The organism is Kitasatospora sp. NPDC098663, from assembly GCF_044760075.1.
GTDB lineage: Bacteria > Actinomycetota > Actinomycetes > Streptomycetales > Streptomycetaceae > Kitasatospora.
In genome coordinates this window covers 25,496-44,265 of record NZ_JBIWAP010000042.1, presented here as the reverse complement: position 1 = coordinate 44,265, position 18,770 = coordinate 25,496, and the positions used below count along the sequence as shown (strand labels likewise).

18 protein-coding genes and 1 pseudogene are annotated in these 18,770 nt (G+C 68.9%); 9 read left to right on the top strand and 10 right to left on the bottom strand.

Going from position 1 to position 18,770, the window contains the following annotated elements; translation table 11 throughout:
* The first annotated feature begins 108 nt into the window (after positions 1 to 108).
* On the top strand, positions 109 to 738 hold the full coding sequence (locus ACIQVZ_RS33505; protein WP_402455220.1) for a DUF1345 domain-containing protein: 630 nt from the start codon (positions 109 to 111) through the stop codon (positions 736 to 738).
* Between the two features lie 55 nt (positions 739 to 793).
* On the opposite strand, the gene aspT (ACIQVZ_RS33500) is transcribed toward ACIQVZ_RS33505, so the two are convergent.
* Positions 794 to 2,473, bottom strand: coding sequence for an aspartate-alanine antiporter (aspT, locus tag ACIQVZ_RS33500; RefSeq protein WP_402455217.1), 1,680 nt, complete (start codon positions 2,471 to 2,473; stop codon positions 794 to 796).
* 246 nt (positions 2,474 to 2,719) lie between these two features.
* On the opposite strand from aspT (ACIQVZ_RS33500), the gene ACIQVZ_RS33495 reads away from it, so the two are divergent.
* The 3 genes from ACIQVZ_RS33495 (at position 2,720) to ACIQVZ_RS33485 (ending at position 5,952) form a co-directional block, all read left to right on the top strand.
* Positions 2,720 to 4,423 carry a threonine/serine exporter family protein gene (locus ACIQVZ_RS33495; RefSeq protein ID WP_402455215.1) on the top strand — a complete coding sequence of 568 codons (1,704 nt, stop codon included), beginning with the start codon at positions 2,720 to 2,722 and terminating at the stop codon, positions 4,421 to 4,423.
* Between the two features lie 553 nt (positions 4,424 to 4,976).
* A complete protein-coding gene (locus tag ACIQVZ_RS33490; RefSeq protein WP_402455285.1) occupies positions 4,977 to 5,444 on the top strand; it encodes a hypothetical protein in 468 nt (155 codons plus the stop codon).
* Entirely contained in the window at positions 5,362 to 5,952 is a 591-nt protein-coding gene (locus ACIQVZ_RS33485) for a hypothetical protein (RefSeq protein WP_402455281.1), read from the top strand. The genes ACIQVZ_RS33490 and ACIQVZ_RS33485 overlap by 83 nt, the downstream gene beginning before the upstream one ends.
* Here the strand turns inward: ACIQVZ_RS33485 and ACIQVZ_RS33480 are convergent.
* The 4 genes from ACIQVZ_RS33480 to aspT (ACIQVZ_RS33465) form a co-directional block, all read right to left on the bottom strand.
* Positions 5,925 to 6,509, bottom strand: coding sequence for a TetR family transcriptional regulator (locus ACIQVZ_RS33480; protein ID WP_402455213.1), 585 nt, complete (start codon positions 6,507 to 6,509; stop codon positions 5,925 to 5,927). The genes ACIQVZ_RS33485 and ACIQVZ_RS33480 overlap by 28 nt on opposite strands.
* An 85-nt stretch (positions 6,510 to 6,594) precedes the next feature.
* Entirely contained in the window at positions 6,595 to 8,106 is a 1,512-nt protein-coding gene (locus ACIQVZ_RS33475; RefSeq protein ID WP_402455210.1) for an MFS transporter, read from the bottom strand.
* Between the two features lie 704 nt (positions 8,107 to 8,810).
* On the bottom strand, positions 8,811 to 10,463 hold the full coding sequence (locus ACIQVZ_RS33470) for a bifunctional aspartate transaminase/aspartate 4-decarboxylase (RefSeq protein WP_402455209.1): 1,653 nt from the start codon (positions 10,461 to 10,463) through the stop codon (positions 8,811 to 8,813).
* Positions 10,464 to 10,486: 23 nt separating this feature from the next.
* Positions 10,487 to 12,190 carry an aspartate-alanine antiporter gene (gene aspT / locus ACIQVZ_RS33465; protein ID WP_402455206.1) on the bottom strand — a complete coding sequence of 568 codons (1,704 nt, stop codon included), beginning with the start codon at positions 12,188 to 12,190 and terminating at the stop codon, positions 10,487 to 10,489.
* A 235-nt stretch (positions 12,191 to 12,425) separates the two neighbouring features.
* On the opposite strand from aspT (ACIQVZ_RS33465), the gene ACIQVZ_RS33460 reads away from it, so the two are divergent.
* Positions 12,426 to 12,635, top strand: coding sequence for a hypothetical protein (locus tag ACIQVZ_RS33460; protein WP_402455204.1), 210 nt, complete (start codon positions 12,426 to 12,428; stop codon positions 12,633 to 12,635).
* 239 nt (positions 12,636 to 12,874) lie between these two features.
* Here the strand turns inward: ACIQVZ_RS33460 and ACIQVZ_RS33455 are convergent, their stop codons facing one another.
* Together ACIQVZ_RS33455 and ACIQVZ_RS33450 are read right to left on the bottom strand one after the other, a co-directional pair.
* Positions 12,875 to 13,480 carry a hypothetical protein gene (locus ACIQVZ_RS33455; RefSeq protein WP_402455201.1) on the bottom strand — a complete coding sequence of 202 codons (606 nt, stop codon included), beginning with the start codon at positions 13,478 to 13,480 and terminating at the stop codon, positions 12,875 to 12,877.
* A 2-nt stretch (positions 13,481 to 13,482) separates the two neighbouring features.
* Entirely contained in the window at positions 13,483 to 13,743 is a 261-nt protein-coding gene (locus ACIQVZ_RS33450; RefSeq protein ID WP_402455198.1) for a hypothetical protein, read from the bottom strand.
* A 241-nt stretch (positions 13,744 to 13,984) separates the two neighbouring features.
* Here ACIQVZ_RS33450 and ACIQVZ_RS33445 point away from each other — a divergent pair, with 241 nt between their 5' ends.
* Positions 13,985 to 14,956, top strand: coding sequence for a hypothetical protein (locus tag ACIQVZ_RS33445; RefSeq protein ID WP_402455196.1), 972 nt, complete (start codon positions 13,985 to 13,987; stop codon positions 14,954 to 14,956).
* A 77-nt stretch (positions 14,957 to 15,033) separates the two neighbouring features.
* Complete coding sequence (locus ACIQVZ_RS33440; protein ID WP_402455193.1) at positions 15,034 to 15,174, top strand: hypothetical protein; 141 nt, start codon at positions 15,034 to 15,036, stop codon at positions 15,172 to 15,174.
* 123 nt (positions 15,175 to 15,297) lie between these two features.
* Here the strand turns inward: ACIQVZ_RS33440 and ACIQVZ_RS33435 are convergent, their stop codons facing one another.
* Entirely contained in the window at positions 15,298 to 15,624 is a 327-nt protein-coding gene (locus ACIQVZ_RS33435; RefSeq protein WP_402455191.1) for a hypothetical protein, read from the bottom strand.
* 127 nt (positions 15,625 to 15,751) lie between these two features.
* On the opposite strand from ACIQVZ_RS33435, the gene ACIQVZ_RS33430 reads away from it, so the two are divergent.
* Together ACIQVZ_RS33430 and ACIQVZ_RS33425 are read left to right on the top strand one after the other, a co-directional pair.
* Positions 15,752 to 17,128 (top strand): IS110 family transposase, encoded by a 1,377-nt coding sequence (locus ACIQVZ_RS33430; RefSeq protein WP_402455189.1) that lies wholly within the window; start codon positions 15,752 to 15,754, stop codon positions 17,126 to 17,128.
* A gap of 259 nt (positions 17,129 to 17,387) precedes the next feature.
* Positions 17,388 to 17,564 (top strand): annotated as a pseudogene (locus ACIQVZ_RS33425) (sortase domain-bontaining protein); the annotation flags it as partial.
* 144 nt (positions 17,565 to 17,708) lie between these two features.
* Here the strand turns inward: ACIQVZ_RS33425 and ACIQVZ_RS33420 are convergent.
* Together ACIQVZ_RS33420 and ACIQVZ_RS33415 are read right to left on the bottom strand one after the other, a co-directional pair.
* Positions 17,709 to 17,897, bottom strand: a complete 189-nt coding sequence (locus ACIQVZ_RS33420) for a hypothetical protein (RefSeq protein ID WP_402455188.1) — start codon at positions 17,895 to 17,897, stop codon at positions 17,709 to 17,711.
* A 43-nt stretch (positions 17,898 to 17,940) separates the two neighbouring features.
* Positions 17,941 to 18,420 carry a hypothetical protein gene (locus ACIQVZ_RS33415; RefSeq protein ID WP_402455186.1) on the bottom strand — a complete coding sequence of 160 codons (480 nt, stop codon included), beginning with the start codon at positions 18,418 to 18,420 and terminating at the stop codon, positions 17,941 to 17,943.
* Positions 18,421 to 18,770 lie beyond the last annotated feature (350 nt).

Here is an 18,770-nt window from a genome sequence, read left to right as displayed (position 1 = left end):
CCGGGGACACCCTCGAACCACGGGCACGGAGCGAACGGAAGTACGGCCGCTGTGAGCGCAGATGCCCGGGTCTCACCGTCAACCCGTCGAACGCTCGCGGTCCGGTTGGTGAGCCGTCTGGTCGAACTCGCCCTGGCACTGATTGGACTGGGCTTCATGCTCTACATCGGCGATCCCAGGAATCTGTTCGGCGTACTGCTGCTGTGGGACGTGCTGGCCGTCGGCTACCTCACCATGGGCGCCATGGTCTGCAGGCGCGAACGCAACCGGACCTCGGCCGAGGTCAAAGCCACCGAACCGGTGTGGCTCCGCACCCTCGGGGAACGTCGGCTGGGATTCGCCCTCACCGTCATCGCCAGCCTGATGGGCCTGTCCGCCGCCCTGGGGGTGGCGCTCTTCCAAGGGAACGCCACAGAAAGCGTGTTCGTGAAAGTCCTGGGCGTGGTCACCATGGTCTGCGGGTGGATGCTGCTCCACGCGGGTTACGCCCGCTACTACCAGGCCCTGTACTACACCGTCCCCGAGCAGGAGGCAGGTCTCGACTTCCCCCGGGAGAGTTGGCCGGCGGCCGTCGAGTTCCTGTACTTCTCCTTCACTCTGGGTACCACCTTCGCGGTTTCGGACGTCAATGTGACCAGCCGCCTGTTCCGCTGGCACGTCACTGTCCACAGCGTGATCGGCTTCTTCTACAACGCTGTCATCCTGGCCTTCGCGATCAGTCTGCTGACCGGTAAGTGACCGGCGGGAAGGCGGGCGGCCCGGGTCCGTGGGACCGGGGCCTCCGCACTAGAGGTCAGGGTTTGAGACCGATCACGCCGACGAAGACGGGTCCGGTGAGTGGGAGCAGGAAGTTGGAGATGGTGTAGGTGATGGTGTAGCCGAGCATGGGGACACTGGACTTGGCGACGTTGCCGATCGCGGTGATGGCGGGTGTGGAGCACTGCTGGCCGGCGATCGCACCGATCAGGATCGGTTTCTCGATCCTGAGGACCTTGCGGCCGATGAACAGCCCCAGGAACGCCGGCACGAGGACCATGGCGATGCCGGACAGCGGCAGCAGCAGCGGGTACTGCTTGAGCAGCGGGCCCGCGTCGGGGCCCGCGGCCATACCGGTCACCGCGATGAAGATGGTCAGGCCGAGGTCCTTCATGGTCTGTGCCGCCACCGGCGGGTAGGCGCCGAAGGTGGGGCGCTGGGCGCGGAGCCAACCGAAGATCAGGCCGGCGATGAGACAGCCGCCACCGGTTCCCAGTGCCAGGTTGGCACTGCCGAGCTTGACGGTGATCATCCCGAGCAGGACGCCGAGGCAGATGCCCAGGCCGATGTAGATCCAGTCGGCGCTGTCGGCACGGACTTTCGCGCCGATCATCTTGGTGAAGCGCTCGACCTTGGAGCCGGTGCCGACAATGGTGATTGTGTCGCCCTGGTGCAGTTCGGTCGAACCGACGGCCGGGATGTCCTGGTCCACGCGCTGAATGCCGGTCAGGTAGACGCCCTCGGTGACCCGGGGCCGACTGGTGCGTACGGCGTCGACGGTCTGACCGTTGACCCGCTTGTCGGTGATCACCACCTGGCGTACCTTCAGCGGGCTGTCCAGACCGGGGACTCCCGGGGTCTCGGGGCCCAGGTCGTGGCCGGTGTCGATGACCGCCTGGCGCCGCCCGACGACCAGGACATGGTCACCGCGCTGCAGTCGCAACGTGCCCGACACCTCCAGCATCTCGCTTCCGCGCCTGACGCCTTCGACGGACGCACGCTGGCTGACGGCGGTCTCCAGTTCGTCGATGCTGCTGCCCTCTCCCTGGGAGACCAGATAGGTGCGACCGACCAGGCCGGGCAGAGCCGCGGTCTCGCCGGCCTCCAGTCCCGCTCCGGCGCCACGCATCTTCTCCCACAGCTCCCGGCAGGCGTCCGCCAGGTTGATCCGCATCAGCATCGGGAAGAACTGGCTGGTCAGCAGGACGATGCTGATCAGCCCGAAGAGATAGCAGACCGAGTACGCGGTCGCCACGTGCGCCTGCAGCTCGCTGGACTGCGCCGCGGTGATGCCGGGGAGTTTGCCGATCGCCTCCTGCGCGGTGCCGACCACCGCGGACTCGGTGGCAGCACCGGCCAGGATTCCCGACGCGGTGCCGACGTCCAGGTCCGCGCTCTTGGCGATGCCGATGGCCATGAGCACCACGACCAGGGCCTCCATCACCGACAGGACCGCGAAGCGCAGCCCCTTGATGTTGAGGTTCGCGAAGAACTGGGGGCCCGCCATGTAGCCGAGAGAGAAGATGAACAGCGCGAACGCGACGTTCTTCACGTCCGCGTTGACGCTGACGTTCTGCGCCCCGATCAGCATCGACACGATCAGGGTGCCGCAGATGCCCCCGAGCTGGATCGGGCCGATCCGGAGCATCCCGATCAGGTAGCCCAGGGTCACGCAGGTGAACACGGCCAGCACCGCGTTCTCACGCAGCAGACTCATCGCCAGGGCCCCTCTCACACGCAGTAGTGATCATCTCCGCATCAGACCCCACTCGGAGTGCGTCGCTGCCCTACACATGCCGGGCGGGTGAATCTTTCGTCGGCTCGGAGTAGCGCACCGGGCCGACCGGCTACCTATGGCGGTATCGCACGCTCGAGGTGCAATGAGGAGTGCCATGCCCAGGAGTGAACGAGCGGCACCTGGCACCGTCTGAAGCGGTATGCCGCCCGCCATACCAAACCCCCGGTGGGCACCACCATCACCGTTCCCGGGGCTCAGGGCACCGACCAGCAGTGGACCCGCGAGCCGGCGTCGCTCCTCAACGCTCTCGGCGCGGAGCTGCTGCGCGCCGGGGGGCGCACTGCCGACGTCGAGGCCGACCTGCGTGACGTCGGGGCCCGCTACGATATGCGCGTCCCAAGCTTCATCGTGCCCACCGGCCTGTTGGTCCAGGTCGACCAGGCTTCCAAGGAGGCGGACGGTGAGATCGACTTCGCTCCCGTGTCCGGCGGCGATCTGAGACTCGACCAGGTCCAGTCGCTCCAGGACCTGATAGTGCGACTTCGCCACGAGCCCGTGTCCTTCGACGAGGCCCGCGTGGCCCTGGAGCACGAGAGGTCCATGCCGGAACGCTTCAGCTCGGCCGCCTCGGTACTCGGGTACGCGCTGCTGACGCTCGGGCTCGGGGCGATGCTGCACGCCACCACGACGGCGATGGCCGGCTACGCGGTACTGGGCGCGACCGTGGGCCTGCTGCGACTGCTGACCTCGCGGTACTGGCCGGCCACCGGCCCCGTCGTCCCGGTGGCCGCGGCCGTGCTGGTCACGGCACTGGCCCAGTACTTCGCCGGTCCCCTGCTGCACGAGGCGCCGGAGAACATCTTCATCCCGCCGCTCATCGCCTTCCTCCCCGGCGCGGCCCTGACGATGGGGGCGATCGAGCTGGCCGTGGGTGACGTACTGTCAGGGGTCGCCCGACTGGCCGGGGCCGTCAATGTCCTGATGCTGCTCGCGCTCGGCATCCTGGTCACCACCGACACAGTCCACCTGCGGCCGAGCGCACCGCCGGCACCGGAACAGCTCGGCGGCTGGGCCGGGTGGTGCGGGGTACCGCTGCTCGCGGGGGGCACGCTGTACTACTCCGCACCCGCCCGCACCCTAGGCTGGCTGACCTGCGCCCTGCTGGTGGAACGCGCCGTGCAGACGGCCGGCGCCGCGGTCGGCGAGACCGCCGGCGCCGACGTCCGGCAACTCGAACAGAACCTGGTCGACCTCGGCTACGCCAAGGGGCTGGACCTCAAGGTGGACGACAAGTTCACCGGCGCGACCGCGGTCGCGGTCAAGCGCTGGCAGAAGGCGCTGGACTTGGAGGAAGACCAGCGTCTACCGCAACGACCTCGTGCCACCCGGGCAGACCAACAGCCTCACCGTCCTGTCCGCCCGCCTCGACCTCCTCGACGCGCTGCGGGGCCGACTCCGTGCCGGACGCTGGCTCGACCAGGCCGCCGAACGGCTTCCCGTCACCGTCCTCGGCGACGCCGCCGCGAAACGTCTCGGTGTCACCGCCCCCGGCGAACGCGTCTGGATGGCCGGCAAAGGCGTACCCGGGCAGTGGCACGAGGTCCTCGGCATCCTCCAACCCAACGAACTTGTCCCCGAGATCGACGACACCGCACTCGTAGGCGGCCCGCAGGCCGACGCGCACCTCGGCGGCGCCGGCACCCCCGCCACCGTCTACCTACGCGTCCACCCCGATCGCGTCGCCGCCGTCCAAGCCGTCGCCGGAGCCGTCTACGGATACGCGCCACCCAGGGCTGGCCCGCCGTCGTTCCCGTCGTCTGGGCCGCTGCCGGACCGGTCATGGCCGTCGCGGTTGGCACGATCGCGGGCCTCTACCCCGCACTGTGCGCCGTCCGCATGGCCCCGACCACCGCGCTGCGGGCCGCCTGACGGCCATCATCCTGGTTGCAGTTCTGGTTGCGTTCACCCCCGTCCAGTACCGTTCAGAGGTCAGCCAGAGGGTCACCGCGCCGCAGGTCAGGATGCCTGCGGCCTCGCCCGGACAGCCGGACGAACAGTTGGAAAGCGTATTGGGGCAACCCCGCACGAGTTCGAATCTCGTATCCTCCTCACCCGCCAACCATGGCAAACGAAGGACCCGACCGCACTGCGGTCGGGTCCTTCGTCGTCTCTGGTCTCATCTTCTGGTCTCAGTTACGATTTTGGGGCCCCACTACGTCTGCACGCCCCAGCCACGAAGGGTCTGGCGGCGTGGCGTTCACCCGGGACTCCGAACCAAGTCCACCAGTGGCACCAGTGCCAACGGGCGCCGTGCGATCCACATCTGGGGCGACCGCCCTGTCCCGCGCCACCTCACCGGGCACCCGGCCGTCTCCCTGGCACGGCGAGCTGCAAGAGCCCGACCTGGCATGCGGGCGGCTTGGCACAATGCGCTGCCGGCCAACAACGTGCTTGGTCGGTTCAGCAAAGGGGGGGAACGGTCATGGACGAGCTGGGTGACGGTGAGCGGATCCTGGCCCAAACCGCAGCGCTCTCCTCCGCACGCGGCGACCTCGACACAGTCGCTCTCCTCCGCGCGGTGCGCCGACTGGACTTCACGCAGACCGACGACGGCGATGTCACAGAGTCCACCTGCCACGGCTACTTCTGGGCCGCCGTGTTCTACGTCGAAGACGTAGATTGCCCAGCGCTTGAAGACGACGTCTTGGCACACGTCCTGCCCACGCTGGTCGAGGTCCGCGATCAGAACCAGCGAACTGCGGTCAACCAGATCGCCGTCCGCCCCCTACTGACGAAGCCAGATGCTGACTGGCGCCAGTCACTCGCCACCACAACAGCCCCTCCCCCGGACACTCGCACCAAACCGGATCACCGAGGTCACTCGACGGCGCATCTTCGACGCGCTGCGACTTCACAACCTGCAGTGGGCCGGCTCTCTCGGCGACGTTGAATTCCCCCAGCGCATCTACGCCTTGGATCAACTGCCCAGCGGCGACTCACGCTTCAGTCCGCCGAAGGCGACATCATCCAGCAGCGGTTCAACAACGGCGACTGGGCTTGGCTCAGTCCTTGGCATGCCGATGCTCGTCCACTTCGAGGGGGTGGTGCCCCTCGTTGTGGTGCCGGCCCTTGTGATCGGTCACCTGGTGGGGTCGGGCCGCGGGCTCCGGCCAGATCCCCTTGTCCACCACCCAGTGGACCTGCCCTGGATCATCGAGGTCGAGATCCGGGTAGACGCCGAGGACCACATCCTCGAACTGCCGCGGACCGGAGATCGGCTGCCAGCGCCCGCCGATGCGCACCAGCCGATGGTGTTCACCGGGGCTGGCCGCGGCGACAACCACGGGAAAGTCCTCGTAACCCTCGGGTACGGTCGGTGTCCGCATGACTGCTCCTGCTTCTCTACGTCGGAAGCCCCCCTGCCACGAGATCACAGGTCGCCCGTGGGCGCACCGTGAGGCGTGTCCAACAACTGCTGCACCAGGGGTGCGGCCAGCCGGAGGACGTCCTCCAGGTCGGCAGCGGCCAGATCGGGCAGTCGCAGCAGCTCCCGCTGGACGGTGACGCCGAACATCACGGCACCGATCAGCGCCGCGCGCAGCCTGACGTCCGGGCCCTCCAGGGTTGCCGCCACCGGATCGATCGACCCGGCGGTCACCTTCTCGCGCAGCAGTTGGGCCGCGTCCTCACTGGTCATCGCGGCCCGCAGCAGCGCGATCATCGGCACGTCGGGGTGATCCGTGAAATCGGCGAGCATGCTCCGCAGGTACGACTCGCCCTGACGCCGGGGGTCCTCGGCGGCGAGTTCACCGAGATCCACCTGCCAGTCCACGGCTTCGCGGAAGAGCTGCTGCTTCGTGCCGAAGTACTGGATGACCGAGGACTTGTCGCAGTCGGCCTCGGCGGCGATCGCGCGAATCGTGGCGCGCTCGTAGCCGTGGCGGGCGAAGACCACGCGGGCCGCCTCCAGGATGCGACTTCGGGTCCGCTCACCCTTGCGCACGGTCTGCGACATCTGCGTTTCCTCTCACGTGACGGCCGAGATGATCGTACGCGGGCGGAACGGAGCCAACGGAGCCGTCCCGCCCGCGATGACAGGCTCAGCCCAGATGTGCGGGGGTCTTCGCCTGGTCGGGCCGGGGGCGTGGCGCGTTGACCGCGAAACCCACCACCGCGAGCGCTGCGACCATGAGGACCGCCGCGCCGACGAACGCCGCGGTGTATCCGTGGGTCAGGGCGTCGGCAGCACGTGAGACCAGGGCGAGGTCATGGGTGGCCAGCCCGTGGTAGAAGGCACCGTCCGCGTCCTTCAACCGGGCGTCGGCTGTGGTCGTGGAGATGGTCGACAGGACGGCGAGGCCCAGCGCGCCGCCGATCTGCTGCGCCGTGTTCAGCAGCGCCGAGGCGATGCCGGCGTCGTCGTGGGCGACACGCGAGACCGCGCCGAGGGTCATCGGCAGGAATCCGGTGCCCAGTCCCACCGCGGTGACGAACATCGCGGGCATCAGGTGGGTGAGGTAGGACGAGTCGGGGGTCAGTCGGCTCAGCCACAGCAGCCCCGTCCCGGCCAGCACCAGACCGGGCACGGTGAGCGCGCGCGGGGCGAACCTGGCGACGAGCTTCGAGCCCGCGCCGGTGGCCGCACCCATGCCGATGCTGAACGGGATGTAGGCCAGACCGGTTTTGAGCGGGCTGTAGCCGAGCACCTGCTGCAGGTACAGGGACAGGAAGTAGAACATCGAGAACATGCCCGCCCCGATGAACAGCATCGTGACGTACGAGCCGGCCCGGTTGCGGTCCTTGAGTAGACGCAGGGGAAGCATGGGGGCACTCACCCGGCCCTGCAGGACCACGAACACGGCCAGCAGAACGACGGCGGCGGCGAAGAAGACGAGCGTGCCGGCTTCGGTCCAGCCGTGGTCACCACCGCGGGTGATCGCGTACACGAGCGAGACCAGTCCCGCGGTGCCGGTGACCGCGCCGGGCAGGTCGAGCCGACCGCGCATCCGGCTGCCGCCGTCGAGGACCTTGGTGCCGACCAGGACGGTGATCCCGATGGGGACGTTGACGAAGAAGACCCAACGCCAGTCCAGGTACTCGGTGAGGATCCCACCGAGCAGCAGCCCGATCGTGGCACCTATGCCGGACATACCGGCGTACACGCCCATCGCCTTGTTGCGCGCGGCCCCCTCGGGGAACGTCGTGGCTATCAGGGAGAGCGCCGTCGGTGCGGCGATCGCGGCCCCGACACCCTGCAGTACGCGCGCTGCGATGAGGACCTCCGAGCTGCTGGCGAAGCCGCCGAGCAGCGAGGCCAGGGTGAAGACCGCGATGCCTGTCCGGAAGACCCGCCGACGCCCGAAGAGATCACCGGCGCGGCCACCCAGGAGCAGTAGCCCACCGAAGGCGAGGACGTAGGAGTTGACCACCCAGGCCAGCCCGGAGGCGGAAATGTCCAGGTCGGATTTGAGGCTGGGCAGGGCGATGTTGGTGATGGTGCCGTCGAGCACCACCATCAGCTGGGCCGAGGCGATGACGAACAGGGCCAGGCCCAGGTGGGGGCCGCCGCGGACGGGGGCGGTCCTGGGAGGTGCGGTGGTTCGGGCGGGCATGCGGAACTCCAAAACTGTACAAGCGTTTAGATTTCTCACCCTACAGCCCCGCTCGGACCCCGGAAATCCTCCGGCGTACGGCGTGCGGTCTTGCCCAGCAGCGCGGGTGTGCCGCGCTTGGGGATGTGGCGCGCGCGACATGCTGGATTCAGGGATTCCATACGGCCAGAAGGCGACCCGGTCGTCGTCAGCTGCTGTCCGCTGCCGTGCAGAACGCGACCATCGGTCCGGGCACTCGGTCGCCCGGGCGGCGCTCGGGGCCGCGGTGCGGACCGCCGTCAACGCGGTGATGGTGCGGGTCTCCGCACGCGCCGCCCGGTGGAGCAGTTCCGCGAAGGCCCGAGGAGCCTGCCGGCGAGCGGCGGGCAGTGGCTCCTGCGGGCGGCCAGGCGGAGCGCGCCGCGAACGGCCGATCTGCCAGTCGTGGTTCTGCGCCAGGGCGGCGACGGCGTGACCGTGACGAGCCTGCTCACTTCCGAGCCCGTTGGCAGCGTGCCGGCGAGGCCCAAACAGCAGGTCCAGGGCCCGGGTAGGGACGGACACCGCCGCGCTGGCGAGCACGGTCGGCGGACTGCGGCTCGCGCCGGCGCGGCCCCGCCCGAGCGAGTGAGCCGGTTGCCGGCCTCGGCGGCGGACAGCGACAGGGCTCCTGCCCACCGCGCTGCGGTGGGCAGGAGCCCTGTCATGGGAACGACTCGACGGGGTCAGGATCCTGTGGACTCCTTCCATGCGGCGATGTAGTCGTTGAAGATCGCGCGCAGGTGGTGGCCGATCTTCAGGTAGTCGAGGTCGTTCAGGTTGGCGAGCGAGGCCCGCACGGACCATTCGGGGCCGTCGAAGCCGCCGCCGTTCAACAGCACCACCGAGGTCTGCTCAGCGAGGCGGAACAGCGGGTCGACAGGCTCGTAGTTCTTCTGGAGGAACTCCGCGAACTCACGGCCCTCCGTGCGTTCCGCCTCGGCCAGCAGGTCGAGTTCGATGTAGTAGGCGGCTCGCTTCGGATCGTCGGCGATCTTCATCTGGGCACCTTCGAGCAGGAGCTGAAGCCTGCACTGCACGATGGCACGGAGCCGCTCCTTGTAGGCCTGACCCTCCGGCTGCATGTCGAAGAGCGAGAAGAGCGTCATCACCACCTGCTGCGGCAGCGAGACCCCCGCCGTGTGGTTGAGCGCGACCTGGCGGGAGTCCGCGACGAGACGGTCGATGAACTTGATCTTCTCCGGTTCCAGCGAGAGGGTGCCGTAGCGCTTGTTCAGCCGATCCTTCTGCTCCCTCGGCTGCGCGGCGAGAAGCTCGTCGATGACGTTGTCGTCGTGGAGCCCGATGACCCCGAGCCTCCAGCCGGTGGCCCCGTAGTGCTTGGAGTACGAGTACACCAGCAGGCTGTTGCGCGGGAGGTCGGCGGCGATGGAGCGAAAGCCGTCGACGAAGGTGCCGTAGACGTCGTCGGTGACGATGATGAGGTTCGGGTTGGGTCCTGCGACAATCTGCTTGATCTGGTCGGTGACCCGCTGCGACAGGGCCAGTGACGGCGGGTTGCTCGGGTTGACCAGGCAGACCATCTTGACGGCCGGGTCCTCCAGCTTGGCGATCTCCTCGGTCGGGTAGCGCCATTCGCGTACGCCGGTCTCAGCGAACATGTTCGCCTCCACCCGGACCACCTCGAAGTCGTAGGTGTCAAGTTCCGGGATCTCCAGGTACGGCGTGAACTCGGGGACCATGAGCGCGACCTTGTCGCCCTTGCGCAGGATCCCGTTCTTGAGCAGCGAGTCGAAGATATAGCACATCGCCGCCGTGCCGCCCTCGGTCGCGAAGAGGCTGAGGTTGTCGGCGGGCGGGTCCCCGGCGAACAGTTCGTCGTGGATGTAGCCGCGGATGATCCGTTCGGCATGAACGAGGATCCGGCCGGGTCCGGGGTAGGTGTCCGCGATCGACGAGTCGGTCAACTCGTGGAGAAACGCGTCCGGTTCGAAGCCGAAGCGGGTGATCGCAAGGTCGACGCTCGACTTGAGCATGTCGATGCCCGGGAGATCGGCGTGCGTCCGGACGAACTTCTCGAAGCGTGCTGCCGACCCGGCCTGTTCCGGCATGCCGCCCAGATCGTCTGCTGTCCACACCCTGCGCGACTCCTCCAGCGCGAAGTAGCCGAGCGCGTGGTAGGCCTCGCGGGGTCCGGTGGCGACCCAGTTCGGGTTGCCGCGACCGGCGTTGAGCATCGTCCGCGTCAACTTGACCTGCTGGCCGGACTGGTCGGCGGCCGACCGCTGGGCCAGTTCGATGAACTCCGCCTTGAGCTCGAACGGGCTCAGGGAGGAGAGCCGCTTCATCTCCTCGCGGCTGACGGTGGACTTGGGCACGGGGGCTCCTGGTGGCACGAGGGTCAGTGGTGGAGCAGGACGATGACGGCGCCCCAGATCGTCAACAGGACGTTGCCGACGGCATAGGGGATGGTGTAACCGAGCGTGGGGATCTGGGACTTGGCTGTCTCGTTGAGGGCACCGATCGCGGCGGTCGTGGTCTGATCGCCAGCCAGTACGCCCATCAGGACCGGAAAGCGGATCTTCTGGACGTAGTGGCCGAAACCGAAGCCGACGAGCAGCGGGATCACCGTGGTGGCCGCACCGAGGACGAGCAGGCCCCAGCCGGCCGTGGACAGTCCGCTGGTGAAACTGGGGCCCGCGTTGATGCCGACGATCGCGACGAACATGCAGAGCCCGAGAGTGTCCATGAACCACTGGGCTCCGGGCGGGACGTTGCCGAACGTCGGGTACTTACCGCGGATCCAGCCGAAGACCAGACCCATGATCAGTGCGCCGCCGGACGTGGAGAACGAGACCGGGACGCCACTGACGGTGAGTGCGGGGATACCGATGCACCCGCCGACGAAGATACCGAGGCCGACCCAGATCATGTCGGTGGCGAACGAGGTGGGGACCGGCTTGCCGATGGCCGAACCGGCCGGGCGCACCAGCCGCTTGGGACCCGTGAGGACAATCGTGTCGCCACGGTCCAGCTTCGTCGAGAGCCGGTAGGGGAACTGGGAACCGGCCCGATAGAGCTTGTCGATGAACACCCCGACCATCAACGGCTCACGGCGCAGGTCCAAGATGGTCCGGCCGATATGGGCCTTCTCGGAGACAACGACATGCAGGGTCTCGGTCTGGTAGCCGAGCAGTTCGACGTCGTCGGCCTCGCCGCCGATGCGGGCCACGGCATCGTAGGCGACCAGGTCGCCTCTGATGGCGCTGACCGCGACAACGTCACCGGCTTGCAACACGGTCTGCTGGTCGTGGTCGAGAATCCTGCTGTCCCGGCGCACCCGGGTGAGGTAAATCCTGCGCCCCAGGGCCTTCTGCTGGTTCTCGACGTCCTTGATGGTGCGCCCCACGAGGTCGTGGTGTTGCACCTTGTAGGCGCGCAGCACGACCTCGTAGTAGCCCTCGCCGAGATCGGGGTCAGTTCCGGGAGCGTCCATCTCCTTGGCCAGCGCGGCACTCTCGGCCGCAAGGTCCTTGCGGTAGAGCTTGGGCAGCACGTTGGCGAGCAGCATCGCGCACAGGATGGTGCCGAGCGGGTAGGTGACCGCGTAGCCAACCGCGACCAGGTTCTCCTGGGTCTTCGCATCACCGGCACTGAGGCCGGGCAGGGTGCCGATCGCGGACTGGGCGACACCGATGGCGGCTGACTGGGTGAGTGAGCCACTCATGAGACCGGCAGTGAGCCCGGGGCCGTAGCCCAGCAACACTGAGAAGCCCCAGGCGACCAGCAGTCCGGTGACGCAGACGATGACCGCGTTGAGAACCTGGGGCAGTCCGTCCTTTCTCAGCCCTCGGAAGAACTGCGGGCCCACTTTGTAGCCCAGTGCGAACAGGAACATGATGAAGAACAGGTCCTTCACCGTGCCGTCGACCGGGACTTTCAGTTGGGCGCCGAGCAGCAGACCCATCACCAGGCACCCGGTGACCGCGCCCAGCGCGATCGTCTTGTAGTGGATCTTCCCGATCAGGAAGCCGAGCGCGACGACGACGAAGACCAGCAGCTCCGGGTGCGGCTTGAAGATGTTCCTGACCAGGAAATCGATCACGCCAAGCCCCTGCCGCAACGGCGGGTACGGGGCGTGTCGGTGGTCACAGGAAGTCCGAGCGAGCAGAGCTGATCGCGAGAGGCTGAAATTTGACAGACACGTAACATAATGTAGCACCTAGTGAGCACAGCGTCATTTCGAGATTTGTTCGCGCACACCGCGGGTCAGTCCCGGCCACAGCCCGGGGAGTAAGCGGTGAAGCTGGGAAGATCGACAAGATCACCGGCTGAATCACATGCGGGCCAAACTCGCCATCGACGCGCTGTGGGGCCGGCCCTGCGGCACCAACCAGTACTTCCGCACCCAGGACCTCTGGCAGGCCGACCAGCTGTTCCCGCTGCAGGTCAAGGGCCGGGTGATCACCCGGCAGTTCGACGCCGCGACCGCCGACCCCGGCTTCCCGCAGATGTACGTCAACTTCCTCAGCTACGCCGACGGCTTCTGACCCAAGACCGCCGAACAGACCTGATGGACCAGTCCGTCTACCCCTACCTGGCCGCCCGCACCGCCCGGCCCGCCCGCTACGGCCTCGTCCCGATGGACTTCTCCGACTTCCACGTCAACGTCCTGCAACTGCTCATCGACAAGAACTTCACCGCCTCATGGGAGCTGCCGGGTCGTGGCCCGCACGCCGCGGGCCGCCCCCGGCACCCGAAGGCACCGGGGCGGCGGACACGCCGTCAGTCATTCCCAAGGGTTGGTCCCCGACTCCCACGCGGCTTCCTCGTCCTGGTCATGCAGGAATCGCGGCCGGGTGACACCTCGGAGGGAGGTATCGCTGATCGGCCATTCCTCGAACCCGTCGCGCAGCAGCCGGAGCAGAAATTCGGCCATTCCGCCCGGGTACACGGACCAGGCGAGTTCGAAGCGCGAGTACACCACGACCGGCCACCGGTCGGGATCCGAGCCTGCGGCAATCCAGGCGAAGGTGTCGGCCGCGGTCGTCTCTCCCCAGATGAGCAGGTCTTCCAGGCGGTACTCCCCGGCTTGGACGGGAGCAGCCCAGTTGTTCGTGGTCGCGTCGGCGAGCGCGTGAGGTGCGAGCGGTGACACCTTGTTCTGGCACGAATCTTCAGAAGCGACGGCGGGCATGCGGATTTCCACCATCTCCTCGATCGAACCGTGGCCGATCAGTGCCACGAAGGCCCGGTAGTCGGCCGGGAAGGGTCGACCGTACACCGCCTCGGCTGCGTTCCAGTCGATGACGTCGCCGCGGGTCGGCCCGATGACCGTCAGTTCCTTCGCGAGGTCCGCTACCACGGCAGGCACCCGGCTCTGTCCGTCACTCATTTCTACGGTTCCCATTCGGTCGGGGCGTCCTTGCCCATGTTGTGCCACTGCTGATCCTTCAGGCTGAAGATGTCGTTGGGGACGTATTTGTCGAAGAGTTTCACCGCTCCGACGCCGGGCGTGTACTTGGTGGCCTGCATGTGGAATTGCGTCGGAACCACCCTTGTCCCGTCGCACTCCGGGGTCACGGTGCAGTGGACGACCACGCCGATCTCATTCTCATTGTTCAGCACCTTCCGGACTTCATCCTCGTAGCTGCCCATGTTCCCGGTGTGGTGAGGCGGCGACCCCCATGTTCGTGAAGTTCGCTGTACGGGAGCGGGCGCGAGCACCCGTGTAGGTTCGACCCCCGCATCGCTGTGCCGGTTCGACTCCGGCCTCGCCCACCACACCCGAGCATCGCGCCGCCGTCCGGGCGGGCCGGCCAACCGGCCCGCCCGAAGCGCCCGTTGACCCCCTCTGAATCCCAGGGCGCCAGGCGCTGTGGTGCGGCACGATCAGCACATGGACGACGACCTCACCCCCGCCGACCCCGCACACCCGCGCGCCATCCCCGGCCACCTGGCCGCCGCGCTGCTCCTGGCCGCACCACGCGAACTACGGGTGGACGACCACATGTTCCACCCCGGACCTGACCTGGGCCCCGACTCGCCGTCGCTGCGCCTGCAGCTCTTCACGGCCCCCAGGCTGCGCCCGGTCGCCGTGGTCACCCAGGGCCTCCAGGACGGCCTGAGTCTGACGAATGCCGTCGAGTGCTACGCCGCCGCGGCCTGGCAACGCCACTGCTCCGACGAAGACCAGCCGCCGCTGTGGGTACACCGCCAGCTGTGGACCGGGCGCTTCGCCGGCCGCCACGAGGAGGTGTGGGAGCTGGTCACGTTCGCCGAGGCCGAGCCCTACCAACTGCGCCGCCCGCGCACTCACACGCTGACTGACAACCAGCGCGAGCACCTGGTGGGCCGACCGGTCGACCCCGGCCGCGGAAGCCGGTACGTGCCCAGGAGCCCGCCGGCCGAGCCCGAGCCGCACTTCGAGGTCTGGCCGGTACACCGCCTGCCCCGCCCGCTCCCATTCCGCCAGCCCGCCTGCATGCCCACCGGCACCCCGCGGTGGCGCCGGCAGCTGCGCCAGGCACTGCCCACCCGCCGGGTCCTCTCCTGCTGCTGGTACCACGCGGGCAACTGGCACGCCGTCAGCGCCCTCTCGCTCACCGTGCTGGACCGGGCCCGCCGCGAGGAGATCCCCGCCCGGGAAGTGGCCACCTACGCCGCCCGCCAGGCCCACCTCACGGGCGCCAGCCCATGGCAGCGCCAGGCGTTGAAGAGCTTGTTCGACCTGGCAATCGCCATCCGACCCGACGAGGACGGCGGCTACGTCAACGGGCAGCACCGCGCCCAAGCACTGATGGGTGCGAGGGGGAGGCGCATCGTGGTCCGGGTCGACCGCTGGCCGACCGCGTCCCCGGCAGGCTCCTGAGGGCCGGCCGACGTCCTGCCATGGCGCCCGATCCTGCCCCTGCGCGGTGGTCGACGGAGCCTGCACCGCCTGGGGCAGTGCCCACCACTGCCGCCCGCAAGGGGCTGGCTCGCGCCGCGCTGCTCAAGCTCCCGGACCGGCACGGGCGGGCGAAGAACGAGATTGCCGACGACGCCGAGATGCCCCAGCAGGCCGTCTGCGCCGCGCTCAGGCGGTAGCCCGTGGTGGACCTGAACGACGACGACGTGCACTGGCTGGCCGGACGTTTCCTCGGTTTCGGCCGCTGGGGCGTCATAGCAGCAGGGTTCGGTACGAGTGTCCACCGATGTCCACTGCGGTCGTCAGGAGTGCCGTCCGTCGGCGAGGTCGGTGTACAGGGTCCTCGGGTACAGCGGGGTCCGCAGGACCATCTCGAGCAGCAGCAGGGTGTGGGCGGCCGGCAGCCGGTCGCCGGAGAGGATGGCCAGGATCGTGGGGTGCGTCATGCCCTGGCCCGCCAGTTGCGCGAGCGCGCGGGCGCCCAGGTCGCGTCGCTCCATGGCTGCGCCGAGGGCCAGTGCGACGGCCTGCCCGAGGTAGGCGCCGGCCGGCGCGTCGGGTGCCAGGGGGCCGTGCGGCCAGACGCCGCCGGGCGCGAGGTGCGCCCGAGGGACCACCGCCCATGGCATCGACTCGCACCCCGCTGCTGTGATCTTCGGACTCACTGACCTGCCCCATTCTCCCGCGCCCCGGCGGGCAGACCCTGCCGATCTTGATGGTATTTTTTAATACCACTGGGGGAAAGGGTGATCGAACATGCTGTTCGCGGGCATCGACTGGGCGGATCGGTGGCTCGACATCGCCGTGCTCGACAAGGCCGGCCAGCTGCTGCTCGAGCAACGCATCGTCTACGCCACCACCTCCGACCCCGTCGCCGCCTACCTGGCACTCCTCAAGCCGCTGGACCGCCGCTGGAGATCCGCCGTCACCGGGATCGAGGAAGTCGGCCTGCCCTTCACCCGGGCCCTCTCCGCCACGGGCATGCGGGTCGTCCATGTCGACCCGACCAAGGCGGCCCGACACCGCACGGCCCTGGGCATCCCCAAGTCCGACCGCGCGGACGCCCGAATGATCGCCGACCTGGTCCGCCGGGGCGTCGCCTGGCCCGTCGTCGACAGCACCCCGCAGTCGCAGGCACTGCGGGTGGTCACCCACGCCCACCGGGCGGCCGTGAGCGACCGCATGGCAGCCGCTCACGCACTGCGCGCCGCCCTGTCCCGGTCCTGGCCAGCCGCGATCACCGCCTGGCCCGCCACCCGCGGCGGCCTGGGCAGCCCGCAGGCCCTCGCCGTCCTCCTCTCGGCGCCCGGCCCCCGAGCAGCCAGCCGGCTCACCCGCGCTGACCTGGCCGACCTGCTGCGCGGCGCGGGCCGCACCCGCGGCACCGAACTCGAGGCCGAACGCCTGCACCTCCACTTCGCCCGGCCCGCCATGCTGCTGGACCCCCTACTCGAGGACGCCGAGGCCATCCGCATCGCAGACCTGACCGCCACCCTCGCCGCCGCCGTCGACCGCGCCGCCCGCCTCGAAGTACACAGCGCCGAGCACTACGCCCGCCAGCAGCACCACCACATCACCGCCGGCATCCCCGGCATCGGCAGCATCCTCGGCGCCCAACTCCTCGCCGAAATCGGCGACCGCCCCGCCGCCCGCTTCGAAAACGGCCGCGCACTGGCCGCCTACGCCGGCGTCTCACCAGTCACCTGGGCCTCCGGCGTCACCACCCGCGTCTCGCTGCGCCGCGCCTCGTCCATTTTGCTTCGCTCCACGCTGCACCTGGCCGCGTTCTCCTGGAGCATGCACTCCCCGGGGGCGCAGGCCTACTATCGCAAGCGGCGCGAGGCCGGCGACGCCCACGCCACCGCCCTGCGCAAACTCGGGAGGAAGCTGACCCTGTGCCTCTACCACTGCATGACCACCCAGACCCGCTACGACGACGCCAGCGCGTTCGGCTACGCCCCCGGCGAGGCAGCCGCTCTGGGCCGACGACCACCACTCGGCGACGACGAGATCGTCCAGGCTTGGAACCTTCTACAGCTGCCCGGCAGCACCCTTGCCGCAGTGGGCCGGGCCCTCGGCGTCAGCGCCCACACGATCCGCCGACACGTACTGGGCGAGCCACGCTACGGCTGACCGTCAGCCCGCCCGTCCGAGGATGGGACGAGGTGGGTGGGCCGCGGGACGCCCGACAATCTCCGGGCCGCGAGCCCCCACGTGGGAATGGCGACCGCACCGCCCACCCACCTCACCAACTTGATGCGCACGCCACGTTGAAGCTGAGCTGGAAGGACGATCCTTGGACCTCGTCTCCCCGGTGGGAACCAGTCCCACCCCATGTCGGCATCCGGCCCGGTGTCCCGCCGGGTGAGTCACACCCGGTGAGGGCTTCGCGATCCTTCACGCACCCAAGATCGGCCTCACGGTTCCGATCATCGAGGGCACCGACAGGAGGACAGTCCTCGACCACGGCTTGGTCGGCCACTACACCGGGACCGCCGTGCCCTCCGATCCCGCCGGCAACTTCGCGATCGCTGCACACCGGATCACGCACGGCCAGCCGTTCAACCAGATCGGACGCACGCACGACACAGTGCGTGCGGCGCGGGTTGCCGGCTGGCCTCCTGCGCTGTTGCGCCAGGGCGGTGCGCGGTGGCAGGCAGTTCGCCGCCCCGTGCCGGGGCGCCGCCGCGATCGGCGGGAAGCACGACAACGCCTACGCCCGGCCATAGGGCCGACGCGGAGGTGGTGCGTCGAGCTGTTCCTCCGCGATCACGCGGCGCAGCTCGGGGTCGGTGTAGTGGGGTACGAGGAACAGGTTCTGCCAGGTCAGTGGCGGGCCGATCGGTGACCGGCGGGAGCGGGCGGGCGGGAGTGCCGTCTGGCGGCGGGGTGCGGGCGGCATCGTGCTCCTGGATCCGGGGAGAGACGTGGTGCATGGCGCAGCGTCAGGTTCGGGACCGCGCACTGCGAGCGGCGATGATGACGTTTCGCTCCAGGCCGTCGAGATGGCCGCGGGCCTCGGCCGAAGTGGGTGCGGTGACGACGGCGAAGCCGACCGCGCCGGATCGCTGGGTGGTGAGCAGCCGGTTGGCCGCGACGGGGTCGCCCGCGTCCCTGAGCCACAGCAGCCGCCGAAGCCACGGCCGCGGGCTGTCCGGAAGGAGCCTGCGTTCGGCAAGGATGCCGCTGGTGGCGGGGCGGAACATCCTGCTTGCCGCCGTACCCCTGTTGCTGCTCTCGAGCAGCGGGACGCGCCCGCAGGCGATGTCTGCGGCCACCGTTCCGAGGTTGATCCCGGTTGCCAGGTGGACGAGGTAGCCGATCAGTCCGCTCGCGAGCCGGGCGTTGACCTCGAGGACACGCGGCCCCTGGGGGCCGGTTCGACACCGGCCGACCACTTCCCACGCCGACGGCTGGTGCCGCACGACCCTGGCCACCAGAGTGGGACTGAGCATGTGAGCCAAGGCGCGATGACCACCACCGCGCCGGGTGCGGGCTACGGCGTGGAGGGCAGGCAGTCGCGGGCCACGCGGGGTGCGTCGACAGTGGTGAGGTCCGGGAGGCGACGGGCTTCCCAGGCGGCGGCAGGGCCATCCGGGCCCGCGCGGTGGCCGGCGAGGTGGTGCCCCTGCCGTGCCCGGACGACCCGTGTGTTGGGCGCGGCCGCCGACGTTCACCAGCGCGCATCACGTGCCGTTGCCCGCAGTTGAGCACTTATCCCGGGCCGGGTGAGCGTGTCAACGTGAAGCGCGATCTCCACGCGTTCGGGTGGTTT